16 protein-coding genes are annotated in these 20574 nt (G+C 75.3%); 7 read left to right on the top strand and 9 right to left on the bottom strand.

Annotated features, from left to right (window positions below; all coding sequences use genetic code 11):
• The coding region (locus IPL61_20860; GenBank protein ID MBK9033683.1) for a class I SAM-dependent methyltransferase at window positions 1-279 on the bottom strand (279 nt) is incomplete at its 3' end.
• A 143-nt stretch (window positions 280-422) separates the two neighbouring features.
• The gene (locus IPL61_20855) at window positions 423-1715 is read right to left on the bottom strand and encodes a right-handed parallel beta-helix repeat-containing protein (GenBank protein ID MBK9033682.1); all 1293 of its coding nucleotides are present in this window, start codon (window positions 1713-1715) and stop codon (window positions 423-425) included.
• A 168-nt stretch (window positions 1716-1883) separates the two neighbouring features.
• Between IPL61_20855 and IPL61_20850 the strand changes: the two genes are divergently transcribed.
• Genes IPL61_20850 through IPL61_20840 form a run of 3 tightly spaced genes read left to right on the top strand, consistent with a single transcriptional unit; the run spans window position 1884 to window position 5594 of the window.
• Window positions 1884-3212, top strand: coding sequence for a chloride channel protein (locus IPL61_20850; protein MBK9033681.1), 1329 nt, complete (start codon window positions 1884-1886; stop codon window positions 3210-3212).
• A gap of 40 nt (window positions 3213-3252) precedes the next feature.
• Window positions 3253-5130, top strand: coding sequence for a cation:proton antiporter (locus tag IPL61_20845; protein MBK9033680.1), 1878 nt, complete (start codon window positions 3253-3255; stop codon window positions 5128-5130).
• A 56-nt stretch (window positions 5131-5186) separates the two neighbouring features.
• Window positions 5187-5594 carry a MarR family transcriptional regulator gene (locus tag IPL61_20840; protein ID MBK9033679.1) on the top strand — a complete coding sequence of 136 codons (408 nt, stop codon included), beginning with the start codon at window positions 5187-5189 and terminating at the stop codon, window positions 5592-5594.
• Between the two features lie 241 nt (window positions 5595-5835).
• Here IPL61_20840 and treS read toward each other — a convergent pair whose 3' ends face one another.
• Complete coding sequence (gene treS, locus IPL61_20835; GenBank protein MBK9033678.1) at window positions 5836-9138, bottom strand: maltose alpha-D-glucosyltransferase; 3303 nt, start codon at window positions 9136-9138, stop codon at window positions 5836-5838.
• 248 nt (window positions 9139-9386) lie between these two features.
• Here treS and otsB point away from each other — a divergent pair, with 248 nt between their 5' ends.
• Together otsB and IPL61_20825 are read left to right on the top strand one after the other, a co-directional pair.
• Window positions 9387-11696, top strand: coding sequence for a trehalose-phosphatase (otsB, locus tag IPL61_20830; GenBank protein MBK9033677.1), 2310 nt, complete (start codon window positions 9387-9389; stop codon window positions 11694-11696).
• Window positions 11693-12808: a mechanosensitive ion channel family protein gene (locus tag IPL61_20825; protein MBK9033676.1), complete on the top strand. Its 1116-nt coding sequence runs from the start codon at window positions 11693-11695 to the stop codon at window positions 12806-12808. Before otsB ends, IPL61_20825 begins: the two co-directional genes overlap by 4 nt.
• A gap of 122 nt (window positions 12809-12930) precedes the next feature.
• Here the strand turns inward: IPL61_20825 and IPL61_20820 are convergent, their stop codons facing one another.
• The 5 genes from IPL61_20820 to IPL61_20800 form a co-directional block, all read right to left on the bottom strand.
• On the bottom strand, window positions 12931-13413 hold the full coding sequence (locus tag IPL61_20820) for a GNAT family N-acetyltransferase (GenBank protein MBK9033675.1): 483 nt from the start codon (window positions 13411-13413) through the stop codon (window positions 12931-12933).
• Window positions 13410-14306, bottom strand: a complete 897-nt coding sequence (locus tag IPL61_20815; GenBank protein ID MBK9033674.1) for a universal stress protein — start codon at window positions 14304-14306, stop codon at window positions 13410-13412. Before IPL61_20815 ends, IPL61_20820 begins: the two co-directional genes overlap by 4 nt.
• On the bottom strand, window positions 14303-15592 hold the full coding sequence (locus IPL61_20810; GenBank protein MBK9033673.1) for an aminotransferase class I/II-fold pyridoxal phosphate-dependent enzyme: 1290 nt from the start codon (window positions 15590-15592) through the stop codon (window positions 14303-14305). The genes IPL61_20815 and IPL61_20810 overlap by 4 nt, the downstream gene beginning before the upstream one ends.
• Window positions 15589-16833: a lysine 2,3-aminomutase gene (locus tag IPL61_20805; protein MBK9033672.1), complete on the bottom strand. Its 1245-nt coding sequence runs from the start codon at window positions 16831-16833 to the stop codon at window positions 15589-15591. Before IPL61_20805 ends, IPL61_20810 begins: the two co-directional genes overlap by 4 nt.
• A gap of 83 nt (window positions 16834-16916) precedes the next feature.
• Complete coding sequence (locus IPL61_20800; protein ID MBK9033671.1) at window positions 16917-17687, bottom strand: universal stress protein; 771 nt, start codon at window positions 17685-17687, stop codon at window positions 16917-16919.
• A 94-nt stretch (window positions 17688-17781) separates the two neighbouring features.
• Between IPL61_20800 and IPL61_20795 the strand changes: the two genes are divergently transcribed.
• A complete protein-coding gene (locus tag IPL61_20795; GenBank protein MBK9033670.1) occupies window positions 17782-18696 on the top strand; it encodes a LysR family transcriptional regulator in 915 nt (304 codons plus the stop codon).
• Window positions 18697-18861: 165 nt separating this feature from the next.
• The gene (locus IPL61_20790) at window positions 18862-19746 is read left to right on the top strand and encodes a universal stress protein (protein MBK9033669.1); all 885 of its coding nucleotides are present in this window, start codon (window positions 18862-18864) and stop codon (window positions 19744-19746) included.
• 63 nt (window positions 19747-19809) lie between these two features.
• On the opposite strand, the gene IPL61_20785 is transcribed toward IPL61_20790, so the two are convergent.
• A complete protein-coding gene (locus IPL61_20785) occupies window positions 19810-20541 on the bottom strand; it encodes a GNAT family N-acetyltransferase (protein ID MBK9033668.1) in 732 nt (243 codons plus the stop codon).
• Window positions 20542-20574 lie beyond the last annotated feature (33 nt).

Here is a 20574-nt window from a genome sequence, read left to right as displayed (position 1 = left end):
GAGCAGCACCAGCTGCCGACCGCCGGCGCGCGCGAACCCGCGGACGACGTCGTCGAGGAGCCGGGTCCGCACCTGCATGTACATCACCCACGGCCGGATCACCGGCAGGCGCACCGCCCAGGCCGCGGCGGCCGCGGCCGGCCCGCGCGGCAGCGCGCCGCCGACGAAGCCGAGGCCGTAGGGATCGTCGGCCAGCTGGACGCGCGCGGGCAAGAGCGCGCCGAGCGTGCGGGCCGCCGCGACCATCGCCGCGGTGCGGCTCGGGACACCTTCGCGCATGCGCCACCGTGGCAAGCGCCGCGGCCCGCGGCAAGCGCCGCGCCGTGCGATCGCGGGCGCGGGGCCCGCGCCGCCCCCGTCACCCGCGCCGCGCCGCGGCGGCCGCACGCCGACGACCGCGCCCGCCGGGACCGGCCGCGCGGTCACCAGCCGACGACGCGCGGCTGCCCGCTGACCGGGTGCGCCGCGCCGAAGCGCGCCGCGATCTCCGCGGCCAGCGCCGTCATCCGCGCGTCGAGGATCGCCCGGGTCACCGGGAGGTTGTCGGCGGCGGTGACGGTGGCGTCGGCGGCGAAGTCGAAGCTGTGGGCGTAGTTGCCGCGCACGGTGTTGCCGTGGGCCATGCCGAGCTTCTCGCCGAGCATCACCCACGGCCGCGGCTGGGCCTCGGGCCACCGCGTGAACGCGACGTTGTCGAGGATCTGCGAGCCCTGGGCGTCGTAGAGCGACACGCCGTGCCAGTGGGACACCAGGATCACGTTGTCCTCGACGAGGAAGTTCACGAGGGGCCCGTCGAAGAAGCCGATGGCCTGGACCGGCGCCGCGAACGGCTGGGCGTCGTCCTCGCGGTTGATGATGATGTTGCCGCGGATCGTGACGTCGCGGACCAGGCCGGTGCCGACGTTGAACAGGAAGCACTGGATCGCGTCGTCGTGGTTGGCGTCGCCGTCGGCGTCGCTGACGTAGACGTTCTTGATGACGTTGTGGGCGACCGTCGCCCCGTCCCGGGTGACCCGGATGCCGTCGGCGGAGAAGTTGTTGATGACGTTGCCCTCGACCAGCGAGTCGAACGAGGTGATCGCCACGCCGAACCGCGTGTTCGTCACCTGGGTGTTGCGCAGCGTCAGGTCGCGGCCGTTGCGCCCGAGCAGCACGCCGCTGGGCGCGGCCATCCAGTCGGCGATCGTCCACCCGCTGCTGTCGAGCTCGCTGTAGACGAAGCTGTCCTCGAGGATCAGCTCCGACGACGCGGCCCGCTCGCCGAGCGTGACGATGTTGCCGGTGTAGGGCGCGGCCGCGAACGACGGGCTGATCGTCAGCCCGCGCAGCCGCCAGCGCTGGCCCGCGCGGATCTCGAGGCGCTCGAGCTGGGGCACCTCCCCCGGCGCGGCCCGGATCGTGATCATCTCGGGGTTGTCGCCCGCGAGCGACACGTCGCCGTGGGCGCCGCCGCGCAGGACCAGGGTCGCGCCCACCGGCAACGCCCCCAGCAGGCCGGCGTCGATCGACGCCGCCAGGCCCGGCCAGGGATCGTCGACGGCGCCGGTCCCGGTCGGCTTGCCAGCGACGGGGTCGAGCCAGATCGCGTCGTCCGGGATCGGTTCGATCTGGGCGTCCACTCCGGCCGCGTCGGCGCCGGGCGGCGCCCGATCGCCCCCGCACGCCGCGAGCCCGACCGCGACCACGCACGCGTTCGCCACGAGGTTCCACCGCATCGGGACACGGTAACGCAGCGCCCCGGCCGCGCGCGTCGAATCCGCCGCCGGGCGCCCCGGCCGCGGCGCGGGCCGACGGCCGGCCGCCCCGCCGCGCGCCAGCGCCGCGCCGGGCGATCGCGGGCGCGGGACCGAGCCGCCGGCCGCGATCGCGGTACGCTGGCCGCGATGTCGCTGCCATCGTCGGCGCCGGGGCGTGCCGCCCGCTTCGCGCTCGCCGTGGCGGTGATCGCCGTGCTGACCGCCGGGTTCGCCGTCGCGTTCCGGGCGGCGCTGTTCCGGGTGGTCCACGTCGCCAGCGGCGCCGACGGGCTGGTGGCGGCGATGATCGCCGCGCCGTGGTGGCTGCGGCTGGTGCTGCCCGCGGCCGGCGGTCTCACCGCCGGCCTGCTGGTCCAGCGCGCCACCCGCGGCAGCCACGGCGTCGGCGCGGTGATGGAGGCGGTCGCCCTCGGCCGGGTCCGGCTGTCGCTGCGCTCGACCCTGTGGCGCGCGCTCGCGACCTGGTGCGCGATCGCCAGCGGCGGCTCGATCGGCCGCGAGGGGCCGCTGATCCAGGTCGGCGGCGCGGTCGCCAAGGTCACCGGCGAGCGGCTCGGCCTCGCCGGCGATCGGCTGCGCATCGCGATCGCGTGCGGCTGCGCGGCCGGCTTCACCGCCGCGTACAACACGCCGTTCGCCGCGGTGCTGTTCGTGCTCGAGATCGTGATCGGCGTGATCGTGGTCGAGGCGGTCGTGCCGATCGTGATCGCGACGGTGATCGCCACCGTGCTCACGCGCGCGGTCGTCGGCGCGGTGCCGCTCTACGGCGAGCGCACGTTCACGCTCGGGGCGCCGGCCGAGCTCCTGGCGTTCGCGCTGGTCGGCGTGGTCGCGGCCCTGGCCGGGCACGCGTTCGTGCGCGTGCTGCACCTCGGCGCCCGGGCGTTCGCGCGGGTGCCGCTGCCGTGGCGGGCCGGCCTCGGCGGCCTGTGCGCCGGCGCGGTCGTGGTCGGCGTGCCCGAGGTCGCCGGCAACGGCTACGAGCCGCTGGCCGGGCTGCTCGACGGGCGGTTCGCGATCGGCATGGTCGCGCTCTTGATGATCGCCAAGCTGGTCGCGACCACGTCGTCGGTGAGCTCGGGCAGCCCCGGCGGGGTGTTCACGCCGATCATGCTGATCGGCGGCGGCGCCGGCGTGCTGGTGGCGGCCGCGCTCGATCGCCTCGGCGCCGGCCCGCTGGCCCCGGCCGGCGGCTACGCGCTGGTCGGCATGGCCGCCGCCACCGCCGCCACGACCCACGCGCCGCTGATGGCCGCGGTCATGGCGTTCGAGCTATCGAGCGACTACGCGATCGTCCTGCCGCTGGCGCTGGCCACCGCGATCGCGACCGCGACCGCGCGCTGGCTCCGCCGCGACTCGGTCTACACCGCCGAGCTGGCCGCGCCCGAGGACTGGCCGCTGTCGCTCGATGGGCGCCGCGGCGCGGCCGCCGACGATCCCGCGCGCAGCGGCTGAGGCGCGGCGCGGGCGGACACCTGCTACCATCCGCTCGCGCATGACCATCGAGCTCGATCACCCGGCGCTGACGCTAGCGCTCGCGATGGTGGCGGGCGTGCTGGCGCAGGTCGCGGCGCGCCACCTGCGCCTGCCCGGGATCGTCGTGCTGCTCGGGCTCGGCGTCGCGCTCGGCCCCGACGCCGCCGACGTGATCCGGCCGCACCTGCTGGGCGAGGGCCTCTCGGTGCTGGTCGGCTTCGCGATCGCGATCATCCTGTTCGAGGGCGGGCTCAACCTGCGGGTGCCGGTGCTGCGCGCCCAGGCGCTGCCGATCCGACGCCTGGTCACCGTGGGCGCGCTCGTGACCGCGGTGCTCGCGGCCGTCGCCACGCGCGTCGTCATGGGCTGGGACTGGCGGCTCTCGATCCTGTTCGCGACGCTGGTGATCGTCACCGGCCCGACGGTCGTGACGCCGCTGGTGCGGCGGCTGCGGCTGATGCCGCACCTGGCGGCGATCCTCGTCGCCGAGGGCATCTTCATCGACGCCGTCGGCGCGACGATCGCCGTGGTCGCGCTCGAGGTGGCGGTCGCGCCCTCGCGCAGCGACGCCGCGCTCGGCGGGCTGTCGATCTTCCTGCGGTTCGGCGGCGGCGCGCTGGTCGGCCTGGCCGGCGGCGCGCTGCTGGTGCTGGCGCTGCGGGTCCGGCACCTGGTCCCGCACGGGCTCGAGAACATCCTCGCGCTCGCGGTCGCGGTCACGACGTTCCACGTCAGCAACGCGCTGATCGAGGAGAGCGGCATCACCGCGGCGATCGTCGCGGGCCTCGTGGTCGGCAACGTCGGCTTCAAGCGGCTGTCCACGGTCGCCGAGTTCAAGGAGCAGCTGACCGATCTGCTGGTCGCGACCCTGTTCGTGCTGCTGGCCGCGGACGTCCGCCTCGCCGACGTCCGCGCGCTCGGCGCGCACGGGCTGGCCGTGGTCGCGCTATTGATCTTCGTCGTGCGTCCGGCGTGCGTGTTCGCCAGCACCTACCGCACCGACCTGACGGTGCGCGAGAAGGTCTACCTGTCGTGGGTGGCCCCGCGCGGGATCGTCGCGGCCGCGGTCGCGTCGTTGTTCGCCGGCGAGCTCGCGCACGCGCACCTCGCCGGTGGCACCGCGATGCGGGCGCTGGTGTTCCTGGTCATCGCCACCACGGTGACGCTGCAGGGCCTGACCGCCGGCCTGGTCGCCGAGCGCCTCGGGCTGCGCCTGCCGCCGCGCAACGGCTTCGTGATCCTCGGCGCCAACCCGCTCGCCCGCCTGGTCGCGGGCGTCCTGGTCCGCGCCGGCGCCCGCGTGACGCTGATCGACGCCAACTCCGACTCGTGCGCGGCGGCGCGCGACCAGGGCATCGACGTGGTCCAGGGCGACGCGCTCGCGACCGCGACCCAGATCGCCGCCGGCGTCGAGTCGGCCTCCTACGCGGTCGGGCTCACGTCGAACGAGCACATCAACTACCTGTTCGGCCGCCGGATCGACCGGGAGCTGCGCGGGCCCGAGCTGCTGATCGCGCTCGAGCGCCACGATCGCGGCATCACGATGGCCGTGGCCGAGCACGACGACATCGACGTGCTGTTCGGCGCCGAGGCCGACCTGCTGATCTGGCTCGACCGGGTCCGCCGCGGGGAGGTCGTCGTGAACCGGCTGGCGCTGTCCGCGGTCGGGCCCGCCGACGCGTCGCTGGCCGGCTGGCCGATCGACGCGGCCCTGCCGATCGCCCGCGTACGCGGCGCCGAGATCGTGCTGATGACCCGGCGGACCGACCTGCGGGTCGGCGACCACCTGATGGTCGCCGCGACGACCGCGACGGCGCCGGCCGCGACCGCCTGGCTCGACTCGCGCGGCTGGCGCGCGGCCGCAGCCCCGACCCCCGCGACAGGAGCCGCGACGTGAGCGCAGACGAAGACTGACGGCCGCCGTGGAGCGGGGCCAGCGAGACCCTGCGGTTCATGCAGGGGCTGTGGGCGCTGGTGCACGCGCTCGAGGTGCGGTCGAAGCGCATGAGCCGGACCCTCGGCGTGACCGGCCCGCAGCGGCTGGTGCTGCGCGTGGTCGGCCGCCACCCCGAGATCACCGCCGGCGAGATCGCGCGCATCCTCGATCTGCACGCCAGCACGCTGACCGGGATCCTGGCCCGGCTCGAGAGCCGCGGCATGCTGGCGCGCCACGTCGATCCGCGCGATCGGCGGCGCGCCCGCTTCGCGCTGACCGCGGCCGGGCGCCGGATCGACCGCGAGCGCAAGGGCACCGTCGAGGCGGCCGTGCGGCGCGCGCTGACGCGGGTGTCGTCGTCCGCGGCCGAGGAGACGCGCGGGCTCCTGCAGGCGCTGGTGCACGAGCTCGAGCGCGCCGACTGACGCGCGCCGCCGGGCCGCGCCGCCTGCTCCGGCGGGCGCGCCGGGGTCGATCTCGGTCCGCACGACCTCGCGCGCGAGGTCGCGGCGCGGCGGGCCGGTCACCGGACGGACCCGACGAGGACGCGCCGACGAGATCGCGCCAGCGACGCGCACCGGCTGGACACCGGACGGACCCGACGAGGACGCGCCGACGAGATCGCGCCCGCGACGCGCACCGGCTGGACACCGGTGCCCCCTGGGATCAGGCGTCGACGCTGGCCAGGAGCCGGCCCAGCGACCAGGCCAGCTGATCGCGATCGTGGCCGAGCGCGCGGCCGACGTGGGCCAGCTCGAGCTCGAGCGCATAGAACGCCAGCAGCGCCCGGCGATCGTCGGCGCGCGCCGGCACCAGCGCCGCGGCGTGGGCCGTGTACGCGCGCACGAACGCGGCGCTCATCCACGCGACCCACGCGTCCGCCCACAGCCGGCGGTCCGTGTGATCGGGCCCGCGCAGCCAGCCCGTCGCCAGGCCGGCGTCGCCGACCTGGGCGAGCGACCGCAGCACGCCGGCCACGTCGCGCAGCGGGGAGCGCTTGTAGCGACGCTCCGCCAGCGGTCGCGCCGGCTCACCCTCGAAGTCGATGAGCACGAAGTCGTCGCCGGCCCGCAAGATCTCCTTGAGGTCGAGGCCCCCGTGGCAGCGGATGCGGACCGCCGCGATCGGGCGGGCCTGGACCGCGCGCAGCGCGTCCTCGAGCGCCGCCTGCGCGCCCGCGACGCGCTCGACCAGCGGCACCACCTCGGGCGCGAGCGTCGGGCGCGCCCGGACCAGCGCCTCGACCGTGCGCACCAGCACCGTCCGCGCGGCCTGGAAGATCGACTGCTGGTGCGTCACCGTGAACGGCGTGGGGCGCAGCGCGGCGTCGGCGCTGTCGGCCAGCGCGAGGTGGACCGTGGCCACCCGCGCGGCCAGCGCGCGCGCGATCCGCAGATCGCCGCCGATGACCTCGTCCACCTCCGCCGGCGCGTCGGCGGCGGCGACCACGTCGACGTCGCCCGGCGCCGGCAGCGCGGTCGGGGTCGAGAGCTGCTGGGTCAGCGCGGCCGTCAGCTCGTCGCACAGGAGATCCCACGCGCTGCCCTGGTGATCGACGAACGCGTGCACGACCGCGACCGCGGCCGGCGCGCCGCCGTCGGCCAGGTAGTGCACGGTCCCCAGCACCGCCGGCGTCCGCGCCGCGGGGTGGCCCGCCAGGTGCTCGCCCAGCTCGATCTCGGCGTTGATCGACGGCTCGAGCTGGCGGAAGGCCTTGAGCACCGCGCGCTCGCCGAACCGGACCGTGGTGCTGCCACGATCGGGCGCGAGCAGCCGCGGCGGCGGATCGGGCTCGGGCGCCGGGGTCCCGCGCGCGACGCAGCGCAGCCGCCCGTGCTCGCCGGCGATCGTGGCGCCGACGCGGACGCCCGCGAGCAGCGCGGCCGCCGCCTCGCCGGTGGCCAGCGCGTCGTAGAGCATGCCCGTGATCGGCTCGGGCTCCGCCACCGTCACGCTCGCGATCAGCGCGCTCGGTGCCGCGTGCGCGAGCTCGGCCGCGGGCGCGCCGGCGGCGAACCCGACCGGCACGAGGTAGCGCTCGGGCTCGCCGGTCGCGAAGCGCACCTCGACCACCAGCGCGAGGTACCGGGCCGGCGCGGTCGCCAGCGGCAGCACGTCGATCAGCTCGACGCCGGTGCGCGCGCGGTCGCCGCCGCGGAACCAGCGCCGGTCGGCGGCGTAGTCGACCACCGCCTCGGCCAGCCGGCGCCGGTCGTCCTGGATCGTCCACCACGGCCCCGGCGCGTCGAGGTGGGCCCGGTCCCGGCCGACCGGGGCTGGCGGCTCGAGCCGGAACCACATGAACGTGAACGGCCCGAACGACAGCCCGTACGGCCGCTCGGTGATCACCGGGAACCGCGTGCCGCCGAACAGCTCGACCGGCGCGTGCCCGGCCACGGCCGCGAGCTCGAGGTCGGCGTGCTGGACGAACCGCGACAGGTTGGCGGCGATCAGCAGCCGCGCGTCGCCGTGGCTGCGCACGAACACGAGCACGTGCGGGTTGTCGACCGCGACGAACTGCAGCGCGCCGACGGCGAGCGCGGGGTGCGCGCGCCGCATCGCGATCAGGCGCTTCATCCACCACAGGAGCGACGCCGGGTTCTGGTGCTGGGCCTCGGCGTTGACGGTCTGGTAGTGGTACTCGGGCTCGACGATGACCGGCGCGTAGAGCGCGTCCGGCTCGGCCCGCGAGAAGCCGGCGTTGCGCTCGCTCGACCACTGCATCGGCGTGCGGACGCCGTCGCGATCGCCGAGGTGGACGTTGTCGCCCATGCCCAGCTCGTCGCCGTAGTACAGGACCGGGCTGCCGGGCAGCGACAGCAAGAGCGCGTTGGCGAACTCGATCTTGCGGCGCGAGCCCAGCAACGGCGCGAGCCGGCGGCGGATGCCGAGGTTGAGGCGCGCGGCCGGGTCGCGCGCGTAGGCCCGGTACATGTAGTCGCGCTCCTCCTCGGTGACCATCTCCAGCGTCAGCTCGTCGTGGTTGCGCAGGAACGTCGCCCACTGCGTGCCGGGCGGCAGCGGCGGGGTCTGGCGCATGACGTCGACGATCGGGAACCGGTCCTCCTGCTGCAGCGCCATGAACAGGCGCGGCATCAGCGGGAAGTTGAAGTTCATGTGGCACTCGTCGCCGTCGCCGAAGTAGGCGGCGGCGTCGACCGGCCACTGGTTGGCCTCGGCCAGGAGCATGCGGTCGCGGTAGCGGGCGTCGACGTGGGTGCGCAGCGACCGCAGGAACGCGTGGGTCTCGGGCAGGTTCTCGCACGTGGTCCCGTCGCGCTCGTACAGGTACGGCACGGCGTCGAGGCGGAGCCCGTCGACGCCGAGGTCGAGCCAGAAGTCCATCGCGGCCATGACCGCCGCGTGGACCGCCGGGTTGTCGAAGTTGAGATCGGGCTGGTGGTCGTAGAAGCGGTGCCAGTAGTACGCCTCCGCCACCGGATCCCAGGTCCAGTTGGTGGGCTCGAAGTCCCGGAAGATGACGCGCGCGTCCGGATAGCGATCGGGCCGGTCGCTCCAGACGTAGAAGTCGCGGGCCGCGCTGCCGCGCGGCGCCCGGCGCGCCGCCTGGAACCAGGCGTGATCGCTCGAGGTGTGGTTGACCACCAGCTCGGTGATCACCCGCAGGCCGCGCGCGTGGGCCGCGGCCAGGAACCGCTCGAAGTCGGCCAGCGTGCCGTAGGCGGGGTGGACGCTGGTGTAGTCGGCGATGTCGTACCCGCCGTCGCGCATCGGCGACGGATAGAACGGCAGCAGCCACAGCGCGGTGACGCCGAGCTCCACGAGGTAATCGAGCTTCGACGTCAGCCCGGCCAGATCGCCGACGCCGTCGCCGTCGGCGTCACAGAACGCCCGCACGTGGACCTCGTAGATGACCGCCTGCTGGTACCAGCGCGGTGAGGTGACGGGTGTGCGCACGGGCCCATCGTACCCGCTGACGCGCGCTCGCTCGGCGTCGCGCGCGCCCATCCGGGCCCCGCCCTGACCGCGCACGCGCCGCGGCCGGTCCGGAGGGGCTGTGCGATCAGCGACTTGCGCCGCGATCGCCGCGGCCGCGGGCGCGACCGACGGACGCGGCCACGCGCGCTGACCACGCTTGCGACGGTGCGGCGCCCGTGATAGTGGTTTGACGTCAAACGATTCCAAAGGGTGCGACGTGATTCTCCGTCGCAGGTGCATGGGCTGGTCGGGCCGCCAGTCGCGATCTGGAGCGACACATGACCGACTCATCCGCGGCGACGCCTGCCACCTTCGACACCTACTGGACGGCGCTGGCGCGGGCACCCTCACTCGCGGTGCTGGTCGATCTCGACGGCACGTTGATCCCGTTCGCGCCCTCGGTCGAAGAGGCCACGCTCGATGACGCCGGCGCGCGTCTGCTCCGGCGGCTGGCCGAGACCGGCATCCGCGTGGTGGTCGTGTCGGGTCGTCAGCGCGAGGCGATCGAGGCCGTGCGCGACGGCGTGCCGGCCGCGTGGTGGTTCGCGGAGCACGGCGCGTGGCGGTGCGCCGACAACGGCTGGCAGCCGCCGGTCCAGTCGGCCGAGCTCGGCGACCTCGCGCGCCGGCTCGCGCTCCTGGCCGACCGCACGGCCGGCGCGCGGTTCGAGCAGAAGTCGCTCGCGGTCGGGCTGCACTGGCGCCGGGTCGACGAGGAGCGCCGGCCCGAGCTGATCGCCGCCGCCGAGCTGATCGTCGACGAGTGGCTCGAGACCCAGCCCGACTTCGAGCGCCTCGACGGGGCCGACGTGCTCGAGGTCCGCCACCGCGCGGCCCACAAGGGCACCGCGGTCACCTGGGTCCGGGCGCACCTCCCGCCCGAGACGCGCTTGATCGCCTTGGGCGACGACGTCACCGACGAGGACACCTTCGCCGCGCTGGCGCCGGGCGACGCCGCGGTGCTGGTGGGCGAGCCGGTGCGCCGCAGCCACGCCGGCTGGTGGGTCGCTGGCGTCGAGCACACCCGCGCGCTCCTGCAGTGGCTCGCCGACGCCCGCGCGGACGCCGCGCCGCCGCGCGCGGTGCCCGTCCACACCTGGGCGCGCCCGGACGTGGCCGTCGACGCGCACCCGCTGGTGATCGTCTCGAACCGGACCCCGGCGCTCGGCGCTGGGCGCGGCAAGCAGGTCGGCGGCCTGGTCTCGGCGCTGACCCCGATCGTGACGCGCACCGAGGGCGTCTGGCTGGGCTGGAGCGGCAGCGAGCGCTCGCCCGGGCTCGAGCTGTCGGTCGACGACAGCCAGCCGCCCGCGATCGCGACCTTCGACTACCCGCCCGGCTGGCGCGAGCACTTCTACGCCGGGTTCTGCAACCAGAGCCTGTGGCCGCTCCTGCACTGCTTCCCCGGGCGGGTGCGGTTCGTCGACGACGAGTGGACCGCGTACGTGACCGCCAACGAGGCCTACGCGCGCATGGCCGCGCGCCTGACCAGCCCGACCGGCACGATCTGGATCCACGACTACCACCTGCTCCTCGCCGGCGCGGCCTTGCGTCGGCTCGGCCACACCGGCCCGATCGGGTTCTTCTTGCACGTGCCGTTCCCGCCGCGCGACGTGTGGGAGACGCTGCCGTGGCACCCGCAGGTCATCGAGGCGATGACCGCCTACGACCTGATCGGGTTCCACACCGCGCGCTGGGCCGACAACTTCCTCGGCGCGGCGCCCCACGGCGTCGAGGGCGTGCGCCGGCAGGGCGACCAGCTCGTGCGCGACGGCCACGTCACCGAGCTCGGCCTGTTCCCGATCGGGATCGAGCCGGCCGGGTTCGTGCCGACCGGGACCGACGTGCCGTCGGCCGACGTCCTCGGCCTGCGCGATCTCCTCGGCGATCGCAAGCTCTTGCTCGGCGTCGACCGCCTCGACTACTCCAAGGGCATCCCCGAGCGCCTCGAGGCGTTCCGGCGGCTGCTCGAGCTGTACCCGCGCTGGCGCCGGCAGGTGTCGTTCGTCCAGGTGTCGGTGCCGTCGCGGGCCGAGGTGCCCGAGTACGCCGAGCTGCGCCGCCGGGTCGAGGAGCTGGTCGGCCGCATCAACGGCGAGTACGGCGACACCGACTGGATGCCGGTCCGGTACCTGTACCGGTCGTACGCGCCGACGGTGCTGGCGCAGCTGTACCGCATGGCCGACGTCGGCGTGGTCACGCCGCTGCGCGACGGCATGAACCTGGTCGCCAAGGAGTTCGTGGCCGCGCAGCCGCTCGACAACCCCGGCGCGCTGCTGCTGTCGCGGTTCGCGGGCGCGGCCGAGGAGCTCGACGCCGCGCTCTTGACCAACCCCTACCACGTCGACGGCGTCGCGGCCGATCTCAACCGCGCCCTCGAGATGCCGCTGGCCGAGCGCCGGGCCCGCCACGCCCGGATGGTGAGGATCGCCACCGGCGTGACCTCGACCGGCTGGGCCGAGGGCTTCCTGGCCCGGCTCGAGGCCGTCGCCACGATCCGGCCGGTCAGCGCGGGCGCGGTCACCATCCCCGGCCCGATCGGCTCGCTCGGCGTGCGCGGCCCGATCGGCGGTGGGGCCCGGGCGTGATCGAGCAGGTCCACGCGTGGCTGCCGCACGGCGGCCCGTGGCCGTACGTGCTCGGCCTCGCCGCGGCGATCGTGATCCTGGGGCTCGGGCGCGGCCTGGGGCTGCTGGTCACGTACGTGCTGGCGCGCGGCGCCCGGCACACCGACGTCAGCTGGGACGACGTCGTCATCGCCCACGTCGCCACGCCCATCCGCGTCGGCTGCACCGTCGCGGTCGCGGCGATCGCGCGCCCGTGGCTGGCGCTGCCCGGCGACCTCGACGGCGTGGTCGACCAGGGGCTGCGCACCGCGGTCGTGGTGGTCCTGTTCTGGCTGCTGATCCGCGCGATCGACGTCAGCCAGCACGTGCTCGCGCAGCGCGCCTGGGCGCGCGACAACGCCAGCTCGCGCTCGCTCCTGTCGATCGGCGGGCGCACGGTCAAGGCGCTGCTGATCGCGCTGGCCTTCCTGACGGTGCTCGCGACCCAGGGGATCCCGGTGACCAGCCTGGTCGCCGGGCTCGGCATCGGCGGCCTCGCCGTGGCGCTCGCGGCGCAGAAGACCGTCGAGAACCTGTTCGGCACCTACTCGATCGGCCTCGACCAGCCGTTCCGCGTCGGCGACTTCGTCCGCATCGGCGAGCGGGTCGGCACGATCGAGGAGATCGGCCTGCGCTCGACCCGCCTGCGCACGCTCGATCGCACGACCGTGCGCATCCCCAACGGCCAGCTGGCCGACACACCCACCGAGTCGTTCACCGCGCGCGATCGCATCCGCCTGGCCACCAACCTCGGCCTGGTCTACGAGACCCGGGCCGATCAGCTGCGCGCGATCCTGGCCGACGTCGAGGCCCTGCTGCGCGCGCACCCGCTGATCTGGCCCGACGCGGTCGTGGTCCGGTTCTCGAAGCTGGGCACCTCGTCGCTCGACATCGAGGTGATGGCCTGGTTCGAGACCAGCGACTGGTCCGAGTTTCAGGTGATCCGGCAGGAGATCCTGCTGGGGTTCATGGAGATCGTCGCGCGCCACGGCTCGGCGTTCGCGTTCCCGACCCAGACGGTCCACCACGCGACCAGCGCCCCGGAGCTCTCGCCGCGGCCCGCTGGCGCCAGCGCGCGCGCGCTGTCGAGCTGACGGCGCGCGCGGTCGAGGCGCGGGTCGGGGCTGGCCCCTCGAGGTGACGGCCCGGTCCGGGCGAGACCGTCTGGCGAGGCGGCTGCGCGCGGGCGCCGAGGTCAGCGCGCCGCGCTGGAAGATCAGGCCAGCGGCCCGACCCGGACCAGCCCCTCGTCGACGTGCGGCCGCGCGAACAGCGTCCGCGGGAAGCACGGCCCCTCGCGACACGAGGCCCCGCGCCGGCGCGCGACCTCCTCGAGGACCTGCCACAGCTCGCGGTCGCCGGGGGCGCGGGTCATGCACAGGAACCTGGCGTCGAGGCAGGCCGGCCGGGTCAGCAGCTCCTCCAGCATCCGCGCCGCGAGGCCGCTGCCGCGCGGGCCGGGCACGGTGCCGAGCTGCCACACGAACAGGTCGTGCGGGAACGCCGGCGGGCGGTAGCCCAGCGCGAACCCGAGGATCTCGCCGTCCTGGGACGCGACCAGGCCGGTGTCGGCGAAGTGCGTGCACAGCAGCAAGAACGCGTAGCAGCTGTCGCGCTCGTCGTTCTGCGCCGGCGCGATCCGCCAGATCGCGGCGGCGTCGCCCGCGCGCGGCGGGCGCAGCTCGAGCAGCTCGCTCACACCAAGCTCCGATCGCGGTGCAGCCGGACCACCAGGGTCGAGCACGGCGACGACCGCACCAGCGCCTCGGCGGTGCTGCCCAGCAAGAACCGGGTCAGCCCGGTGCGCCCGACCGTGCCGACCACGAGCATCCGCGCGCCGCGGGCCTCGGCGGCCTCGACCAGGCCCGCGATGACCGGGCCGTCGACGACGACGGCCTCGCCCTCGACCTCGAGCGCCGCGAGCGCGGCGTCGAGCCGCTGCTCGGCGTCGCGCCGACGCTCGACCTCCCAGGAGGCGTTGGTGGCCACCGGCGGCGCGAACCCCATCACCGAGATCGGGATCGGCTCGAGCGCGTGGACGACGTCCAGGCGCGCGCCGGTGCGCCGCGCCTCGCGGGCCGCGGCCGCGACCGCGGGCAGCGCCGGATCCGAGAAGTCGGTGCACGCGACGATCGGGCCCGCGGCGGGCCCCGGGCGCACGACCAGCACCGGCGTGTGGGCGTGGCGGACGATGCGCTCGGCGTCGATGCCGGTGGTGGCGGTCGGCCCGACGACGATCAGCCCGGCGTCCCACGCGTCGGCCCGGGCCAGCGCGGACTCGGCGTCGCCCCCGCTCTCGACGAACACGTCGACCTCGACCCCGTCCGGCACCGCGGCGGCGACCTGGTCCTCGATCGCCGCGCGCACGTGCATCGGCAGCTCGGCCTGCCGGATCGGATCGTCGGTGCCCCAGTGCGGGAACAGCGGGCGCACCAGGCTCGTCGGTGGGATCGCGTGCATGACCGCCAGGCGCCCGCCGTGCGCGTGCACCTGGGCCGCGGCCGCGGCGATCGCCGCCGCGCCGGCCGGGCCGAGATCGGTCACCACGAGCACGCGGACCGGCGCGCGCGCGCTGCGCTCGGCGGCGGTCACGGCGACGCCTCCGCGCGCACTTCCTGGCACCACGCGACGATCGCCGTCACGGCCTCCCAGGTCGGGGTCAGGTAGCGCTCGAGGAACCCGCGGCCGATGACCTCGCGCGCGGCCGCGGTGAGCGCGCGCGCGCCGTCGAAGTCGACCAGCGCCAGCCGCAGGCGCAGGTCGCCGGGCGCCATCCCGAACGCGCTCCCAGGCAGCGCCATCACGCCGGTGCGCGTGAGCAGGCGGTCGACCAGCGCGACGTCGTCGTGGATGCCCAGCCGGGCCAGCTGCGGCCGCAGCTCCGCGAAGCTGGGAAACAGGTAGAACCCGCCGGCGGCCTCGGGCACGTCGAGCCCGGCCCCCATCAGCTCGGTGCCAGACCACAAGAGCAGCGCGGCCAGCAGCCGCCGGACCTCGGCCAGGTACGCCTCGACCTCGCCGTTGGGCCGGAACGCGACCACCGCCGCGTGCTGGATCGGCGCGCTGGTGGACGAGTAGGTCTCGCTGGCGATCGCGATCATCGCGCGCCGGAGCGCGATCAGCGTCGGCGGGAACGCCATCGTGCCGAGCCGCCAGCCGCCGGCGCCGCACCACTTCGACAGCCCCGACGCGACGATCGTGCCCTCGGGGTAGGCCCGCGCCAGCGATCGGTGCTCGCCGACGACCGTGAGCTCGCCGTAGATCTCGTCGGACACGACCACGACCGCGTGGGCCCGGCACACCGCGGCCAGGCGCTCGAGCTCGTCGCCGGTGTACGCCAGGCCGGTCGGGTTCGAGGGGCTGTTGATCACCAGCAGGCGTGGGCGCCCGGGGCCGGTGCGGCACAGGCGATCGAGCTCGTCGGGATCGACCATCAACCCGTGGCGCCCGCCGCCGGGCACCCGGACCACCACCCGCCCGGCCAGGCGCGCCTGCGGCACGTACGACACCCAGCTCGGCGTCGGCACCATCACGTCGCCCGCGAACGCGAGCTGCAACAGGAACAAGAGCTCCTTCGAGCCCGGTCCGATCACGACGTCGTCGGCCGCGAAGGTGAGGCCGTGGCGACGGCGGTGGTAGTCCACGACCGCCGCCTGGAGCGCCGGCAGGCCGCCCGGCGGCAGGTAGTCCTTCTCGCCGGCCGCGGCCCGGAGCGCCGCCACCACCGGCGCCGGCACCGGGAACGGCGACTGGCCGAGGCCGAACCGGTAGACCCGGCGGCCGGCCTGGGCCAGCTCGTTCGCGCGCACCCGCGCCGCCAGCGTCGGCGACACGACCAGCCCGTCGACCCGCGGATCGAGGTCGATCAGCGGGGTCACGCCGCACCTCGCAGCACCGGCAGGCGCGGGCGCGCGTGCCCGGGTAAGTCCGATGACGAGAACCAGCTCCGCTCGCCGCCGAGCGCCGGCCGCAGGTCGTCGAACCAGGTCGCGTGGGCGTCGTACTCGGCGAAGAACGGCTGTCCGACCCGATCGGGATCGCGGGCTTGCAGGTAGCGCAGGACGAACACGTCGCTGCCCGCGATCGAGGCCACGCCGTCGATCACGACCTTGCCCGAGGTCGTGCTCATCGACGGCCCGCGCACGGTCCGCGCCAGGCCCGACACGCCCGCCAGCGCGTCGCGGTAGATCGACCACGCCGTCACGAGCGGCACCTCGAAGTAGCGCCGGGCGCCGGTGTCGCGCGCGACGAACATGTAGTACGGCACGATCCCGAGCTTGACCTCGGCGCGCCACAGCTCGGCCCAGGCCTCGGCGCGGTCGTTGACGTGCCGGATCACCGGCGCCTGCGCCCGGATCACCGCGCCGGTCGCGCGGATCCGCGCCGCCGCCCGCTGGGCCGACGCGGTGGCCAGCTCGCGCGGATGGCTGTAGTGCGCCATCAGCGCCAGGTTCTTGCCGGCCGCGATCACCTCCTCGAACAGGCGCAGCACGTCGTCGGCGTCGTCGTCATCGACGAAGCGCTGCGGCCAGTACGCGACCGACTTGGTGCCGACGCGGACGCTGGCCAGGTTGGGGAGGTCGGCGGCCAGGAGTGGCCCGATGTACCGACGCAGCACCGCGCTGCGCATGATCATCGGATCGCCGCCGGTGATCAGCACGCTCGTGACCTCGGGGTGGAGCCGGAGGTACGCGATCAGATCGTCGACCTCGCGCGCCGCGAACCGATCGGCCCCGGCGTCGACGAACTGCGGCCAGCGGAAGCAGTAGCTGCAGTAGGCGTGGCAGGTCTGGGCCGGGCTCGGGAAGAACAGCACGGTCTCGCGGTACTTGTGCTGCAGCCCGGGCAGGCGCCGCCCGTCGAGCGTGGGCACGTTGTGCTCGAGCTGCCCGGCCGGGTGCGGGTTGAGCGCGGTCCGGATCGAGCGCACCGCCGCGGCGTGGGCGGCGCTGCCCGCGGGCAGCGAGGTCAGCAGGTCGCGCTGCTCGGGCGCCAACATCTCCGGCTGGGGGAACGTCAGCTGGAACATCGGATCGTCGGGGACCCGATCCCAGTCGATCAGCTCCTCGACGACGTAGCGGTTGCTGCGGAACGGCAGCACCGCCGCGACGGCCGCCATCGCGGTCCGGGTCCGCGCGTCGAGCCGCGCCACCTGAGGCAAGCGCAGCAGCTCGGCCCCGCTCAGGGCCCGGTAGCGCTCCGTCATGGCCCCCCCTCGCCGCCCGGGCGCACGCTCGCGCCCAGCGGCACGACCAGGACGTTGCCCGGCGTGGTCGACACCACGCGCTCGGCGCAGCCGCCCGGCCGGCGGGTCCGGGGGCGCCGCATGCCCACCACCAGCAGATCGGCGTCGCGCGCGACCATCGCGTCGACGATCGCGCGGGCCGGCTCGACCGTGCTGGCGACCATGACCTGGGGGTGCGGGCTGGTCCGGGCCGCGACCCGCGCCAGCCGCCGCAGCTGCCGGGCGACCGAGGCCGAGGCCAGCGGGCGGATCGACCGCGACGGCGCGGCCCACGTCGGCGCGACGTTGTGGAGCACCAGCGCCGCGGCCCCGCTGACCGACGCGAGCCCGGTCGCGACCGTCACCACCGGCACGCCGCGCGCGCACAGATCGGTGGCGGCCAGCACCAGGTGCCAGCGCTGGCGGGTCCGGGCCACGAGCACCGGTCGGCGGGTCCGGATCGCGAGGCGCCGGACGATGCGCGCGGCGGTGGCGCTGGCCACGACCACGATCGCGATCGCGCGGCGCCGGACGACCGCGGCGATCTGATCGATCTCGGTGTCGATGGCGATGACGCCGCCGGGGCGGACCCCGGTGGTGGCGACGGCCAGCTGCCGATCGAGGTTGGCGGCGCAGGCCGTCATCGTCGCCAGCACCTCGGGCGCGGGCGGCCCGGCGAAGGCCAGGAGCGCGGCACCGCGGTGGCTCCGCGACGGCTGGGACAGGTGACTGGGGGCGTGGTTCGGCACTTCGGTTCCTCCACGCTCATTATCTCGGCACGGGGCCTATGTCGTCCAGTTCGAAAGATTGACGCCAGATGTCGTTTCAGTCAACCATTGCCCGATGGCGTGGCTCAACTACCAGCACCTGTTCTACTTCTGGACGATCGCGCGCGAGGGCGGGCTCGCGAAGGCCGCGGGCACGCTCAACCTGACCCACTCGACCTTGAGCGTGCAGCTGCGCTCGCTCGAGGAGGCGCTGGGGGAGCCGCTGTTCGAGCGCCGGGGCCGGACGCTGGTGCTGACGCCGTTCGGCCGCGACGTCCAGCAGTACGCCGGCGAGATCTTCCGGATCGGCGCCGAGCTGCTCGACTTCGCGCGCGGGCGGGTCGCGCCGCTGCGCCGCCTCGAGATCGGCGCGGTCGGCGCGATCCCCAAGACCCTGGTCAGCCGGCTGTTGCTGCCGGCGCTCGACGCGCAGGGCGACGCCTCGATCCGCATCCGCCAGGACACGATCGAGCGGCTGGTGCAGGAGCTCGGCGCGGGCCGGCTGCACGCGATCCTCAGCGACGCGGTGCCGGTGCACCGCGGCGGCCTCAAGCTCCACGCCCACGCGCTCGGCGCGTCGGAGATCATGCTCTACGCGACCGCCGAGCTGGCGGCGCGCTACCGGCGAGGGTTCCCGCGGTCGCTGGCGGGCGCGCCGTTCCTGATGCCGGGGCCCGACGCGACCCTGCGCCGCGGCCTCGAGCGCTGGCTCGCCGACCGCGACCTGCACGTCAACACCGTCGGCGAGATCGACGACGCCGGCACGCTGCGGGCGCTCGGCGCCGCCGGGCGCGGGCTGTTCCCGGTCCGCGCCGCGCTCAAGAGCGAGGTCGAGGAGGGCCTGGGCGCGCGGCCGGTCGGGCGCCTGACCGGCCTGGTCGAGAGCTACTTCGCCCTGTCGCTCGAGCGCCGGGTCCGCCACCCGGGCGTCGCCGCGCTGATCGAGCTGGCGCGGCAGCACATGGGCACGCCGGGCCCGACCGCCCGCTGACCCGAGCACGCCGCGGCGCGCGCGCGCACCGCGCAGATCTCGCGTTCGAGGCCGACGTTCTTGCGCCGCCGCCAGGGAGGGCGCTGACCGCGATCGGCGGCGGCCCGACGACGCTGCCCCCGATCGGTTGACAGCCGCGCCAGGGTCGCCATCGTGGAGGTACCCATGCGCCACATCCTCGCGGCCTCCGATCTGTCGTCCCCATCGGATCTCGCGCTCGACCGCGCGATCGGCCTGGCCCGGCACACCGGCGCCAAGCTCACGATCGCGACGATCGAGGAGCCCCACGACAACAGCGCGATCGCGCTCGACATCAGCGCCGCGACCATGGGCGACTTCGAGGCCCACCTGGCCGAGTACACCGAGACCCAGCTGGCCGAGCGGGTCGAGCGCGCCGTCGCGGCCGGCGTCGAGGTGACGTCGGTGCGCAAGCGCGGCCGCGCCAGCGACGAGATCTGCGAGCTGGCCGAGGGCCTCGACGTCGATCTCGTCGTGGTCGGCAGCGCCGGCCGCACCGGCGTCAAGCGCCTGGTGCTCGGCAGCGTGGCCGAGAAGGTCGCCCACAGCGCGCCGCGGCCGGTGTTGATCGCGCGTGGTCGCACCAGCGGGCCGTTCACCCGGGTCCTGGTCGCCACCGACTTCGCGCCGCCGGCCGCGCGCGCGCTCGAGGTGGCGCGCGCGCTCGCGACCGCCGAGGCCGACGTCGAGGCGGTCTACGCCTGGCACTACCCGGCCGGCAGCATGGGCCTGGCGGCGCTCGGCGAGCGCACCCACGCCATGGCGGCGCTGCGCGAGGCCCTGACCCAGGGCCCCCAGACCCGCGGCGACGAGCTGGTCGCCGCCGAGACCGCGGCCGGGCGCCGGCTGCGGTTCTCGCTCCGGCAAGGCCCCCCCGTCGAGGTCGTGGTCGAGGAGGCCACCACGTTCGGCGTCGACCTGGTCGCGATCGGCACCTACGGCGCCGGCGGCGTGCGCCGGCTGCTGCTCGGGTCGGTGGCCGGGCAGATCATGCGCCACGCGCCGTGCTCGGTGCTCGTCACCCACGCCTGACGCGCGTCGCGCGCGTCACCCAGGCCTGACGCACGTCACGCTCGTCGCCGCGCGCGGCCCGCGTCACTCCTCGTCGAGCGCCTCGTCGTCCGCCCCGGCCGCGGTCGCGCCGATCGACGCGCGCGGAGGGTGCTCGCCGTCGCCGCGCCACAGCCGCTCGCCCAGCCGTTGCCACCGGGCGCGCCACTCGAGCACGCCCTCGGCCACCAGCGCGAACAGCCGGTAGAGCCCGGTCTCGCGCGGCGGCTCGCTGGCCGGGTGCGCGGGGCCGATCGTCGGCAGCGCGAACTCCATGCGCACGACGCCGCTGGCGACCTCGGTCGACACCGCCGGCGCCAGCCCCCGCACCAGCTCGCCCATGCCGGCGTTGGTGCCGAGCATCTCGCACCGGAACCGCGCGACGCCGCGCTCGGCCGCGGCCGCGACCAGCCGCTGGAACAGCAGCGCCCCCAGGCCCAGCCCCTGGGCGCTGTCGAGGACCGCGATCGCGGCCTCGGCCACGCCGGGCTCGCCGTCGATCCGGATGAAGCGCGCGATGCCCAGGCCGTGCTCGCCGTCGGGCGTGACCGCGCCGAGCGCGAAGTGGTGGTCGCCGTCGACCTCGGTCAGGTAGCGCAGCTCGTCGTCGGACAGGTCCGACTTGACCGAGAAGAACCGGCGGTAGCGACTCTCGGGCGACAGGGCGCCGAAGCCCCGACGCAGCCGATCCTTGTCGTCGGGCCGGACCACCCGCAGCACGACCTCGCGCCCGTCACGCAGCGTCGTGCGCTCCTGGTACGCGGCGTCGAAGTACATCGCCGCAACGATGGCGCACCCGGCGGCGCGCGC

Source organism: Myxococcales bacterium, assembly GCA_016717005.1.
In the GTDB taxonomy this organism is placed as follows: Bacteria; Myxococcota_A; Polyangia; order Haliangiales; family Haliangiaceae; genus UBA2376.
This window is presented reverse-complemented; position numbering and strand designations above follow the sequence as displayed.

Excerpts from the sequence above, each read along its gene's own strand:
- IPL61_20840 (MBK9033679.1), top strand. The coding sequence starts at position 5,187 with ATGCAGGGGCTGTGGGCGCTGGTGCACGCGCTCGAGGTGCGGTCGAAG.
- otsB (MBK9033677.1), top strand. The coding sequence starts at position 9,387 with ATGACCGACTCATCCGCGGCGACGCCTGCCACCTTCGACACCTACTGG.
- IPL61_20790 (MBK9033669.1), top strand. The coding sequence starts at position 18,862 with ATGCGCCACATCCTCGCGGCCTCCGATCTGTCGTCCCCATCGGATCTC.
- IPL61_20855 (MBK9033682.1), bottom strand. The coding sequence starts at position 1,715 with ATGCGGTGGAACCTCGTGGCGAACGCGTGCGTGGTCGCGGTCGGGCTC.
- IPL61_20795 (MBK9033670.1), top strand. The coding sequence starts at position 17,782 with ATGGCGTGGCTCAACTACCAGCACCTGTTCTACTTCTGGACGATCGCG.
- IPL61_20850 (MBK9033681.1), top strand. The coding sequence starts at position 1,884 with ATGTCGCTGCCATCGTCGGCGCCGGGGCGTGCCGCCCGCTTCGCGCTC.
- IPL61_20805 (MBK9033672.1), bottom strand. The coding sequence starts at position 16,833 with ATGGCGGCCGTCGCGGCGGTGCTGCCGTTCCGCAGCAACCGCTACGTC.
- IPL61_20785 (MBK9033668.1), bottom strand. The coding sequence starts at position 20,541 with ATGTACTTCGACGCCGCGTACCAGGAGCGCACGACGCTGCGTGACGGG.
- treS (MBK9033678.1), bottom strand. The coding sequence starts at position 9,138 with ATGGGCGCGCGCGACGCCGAGCGAGCGCGCGTCAGCGGGTACGATGGG.
- IPL61_20845 (MBK9033680.1), top strand. The coding sequence starts at position 3,253 with ATGACCATCGAGCTCGATCACCCGGCGCTGACGCTAGCGCTCGCGATG.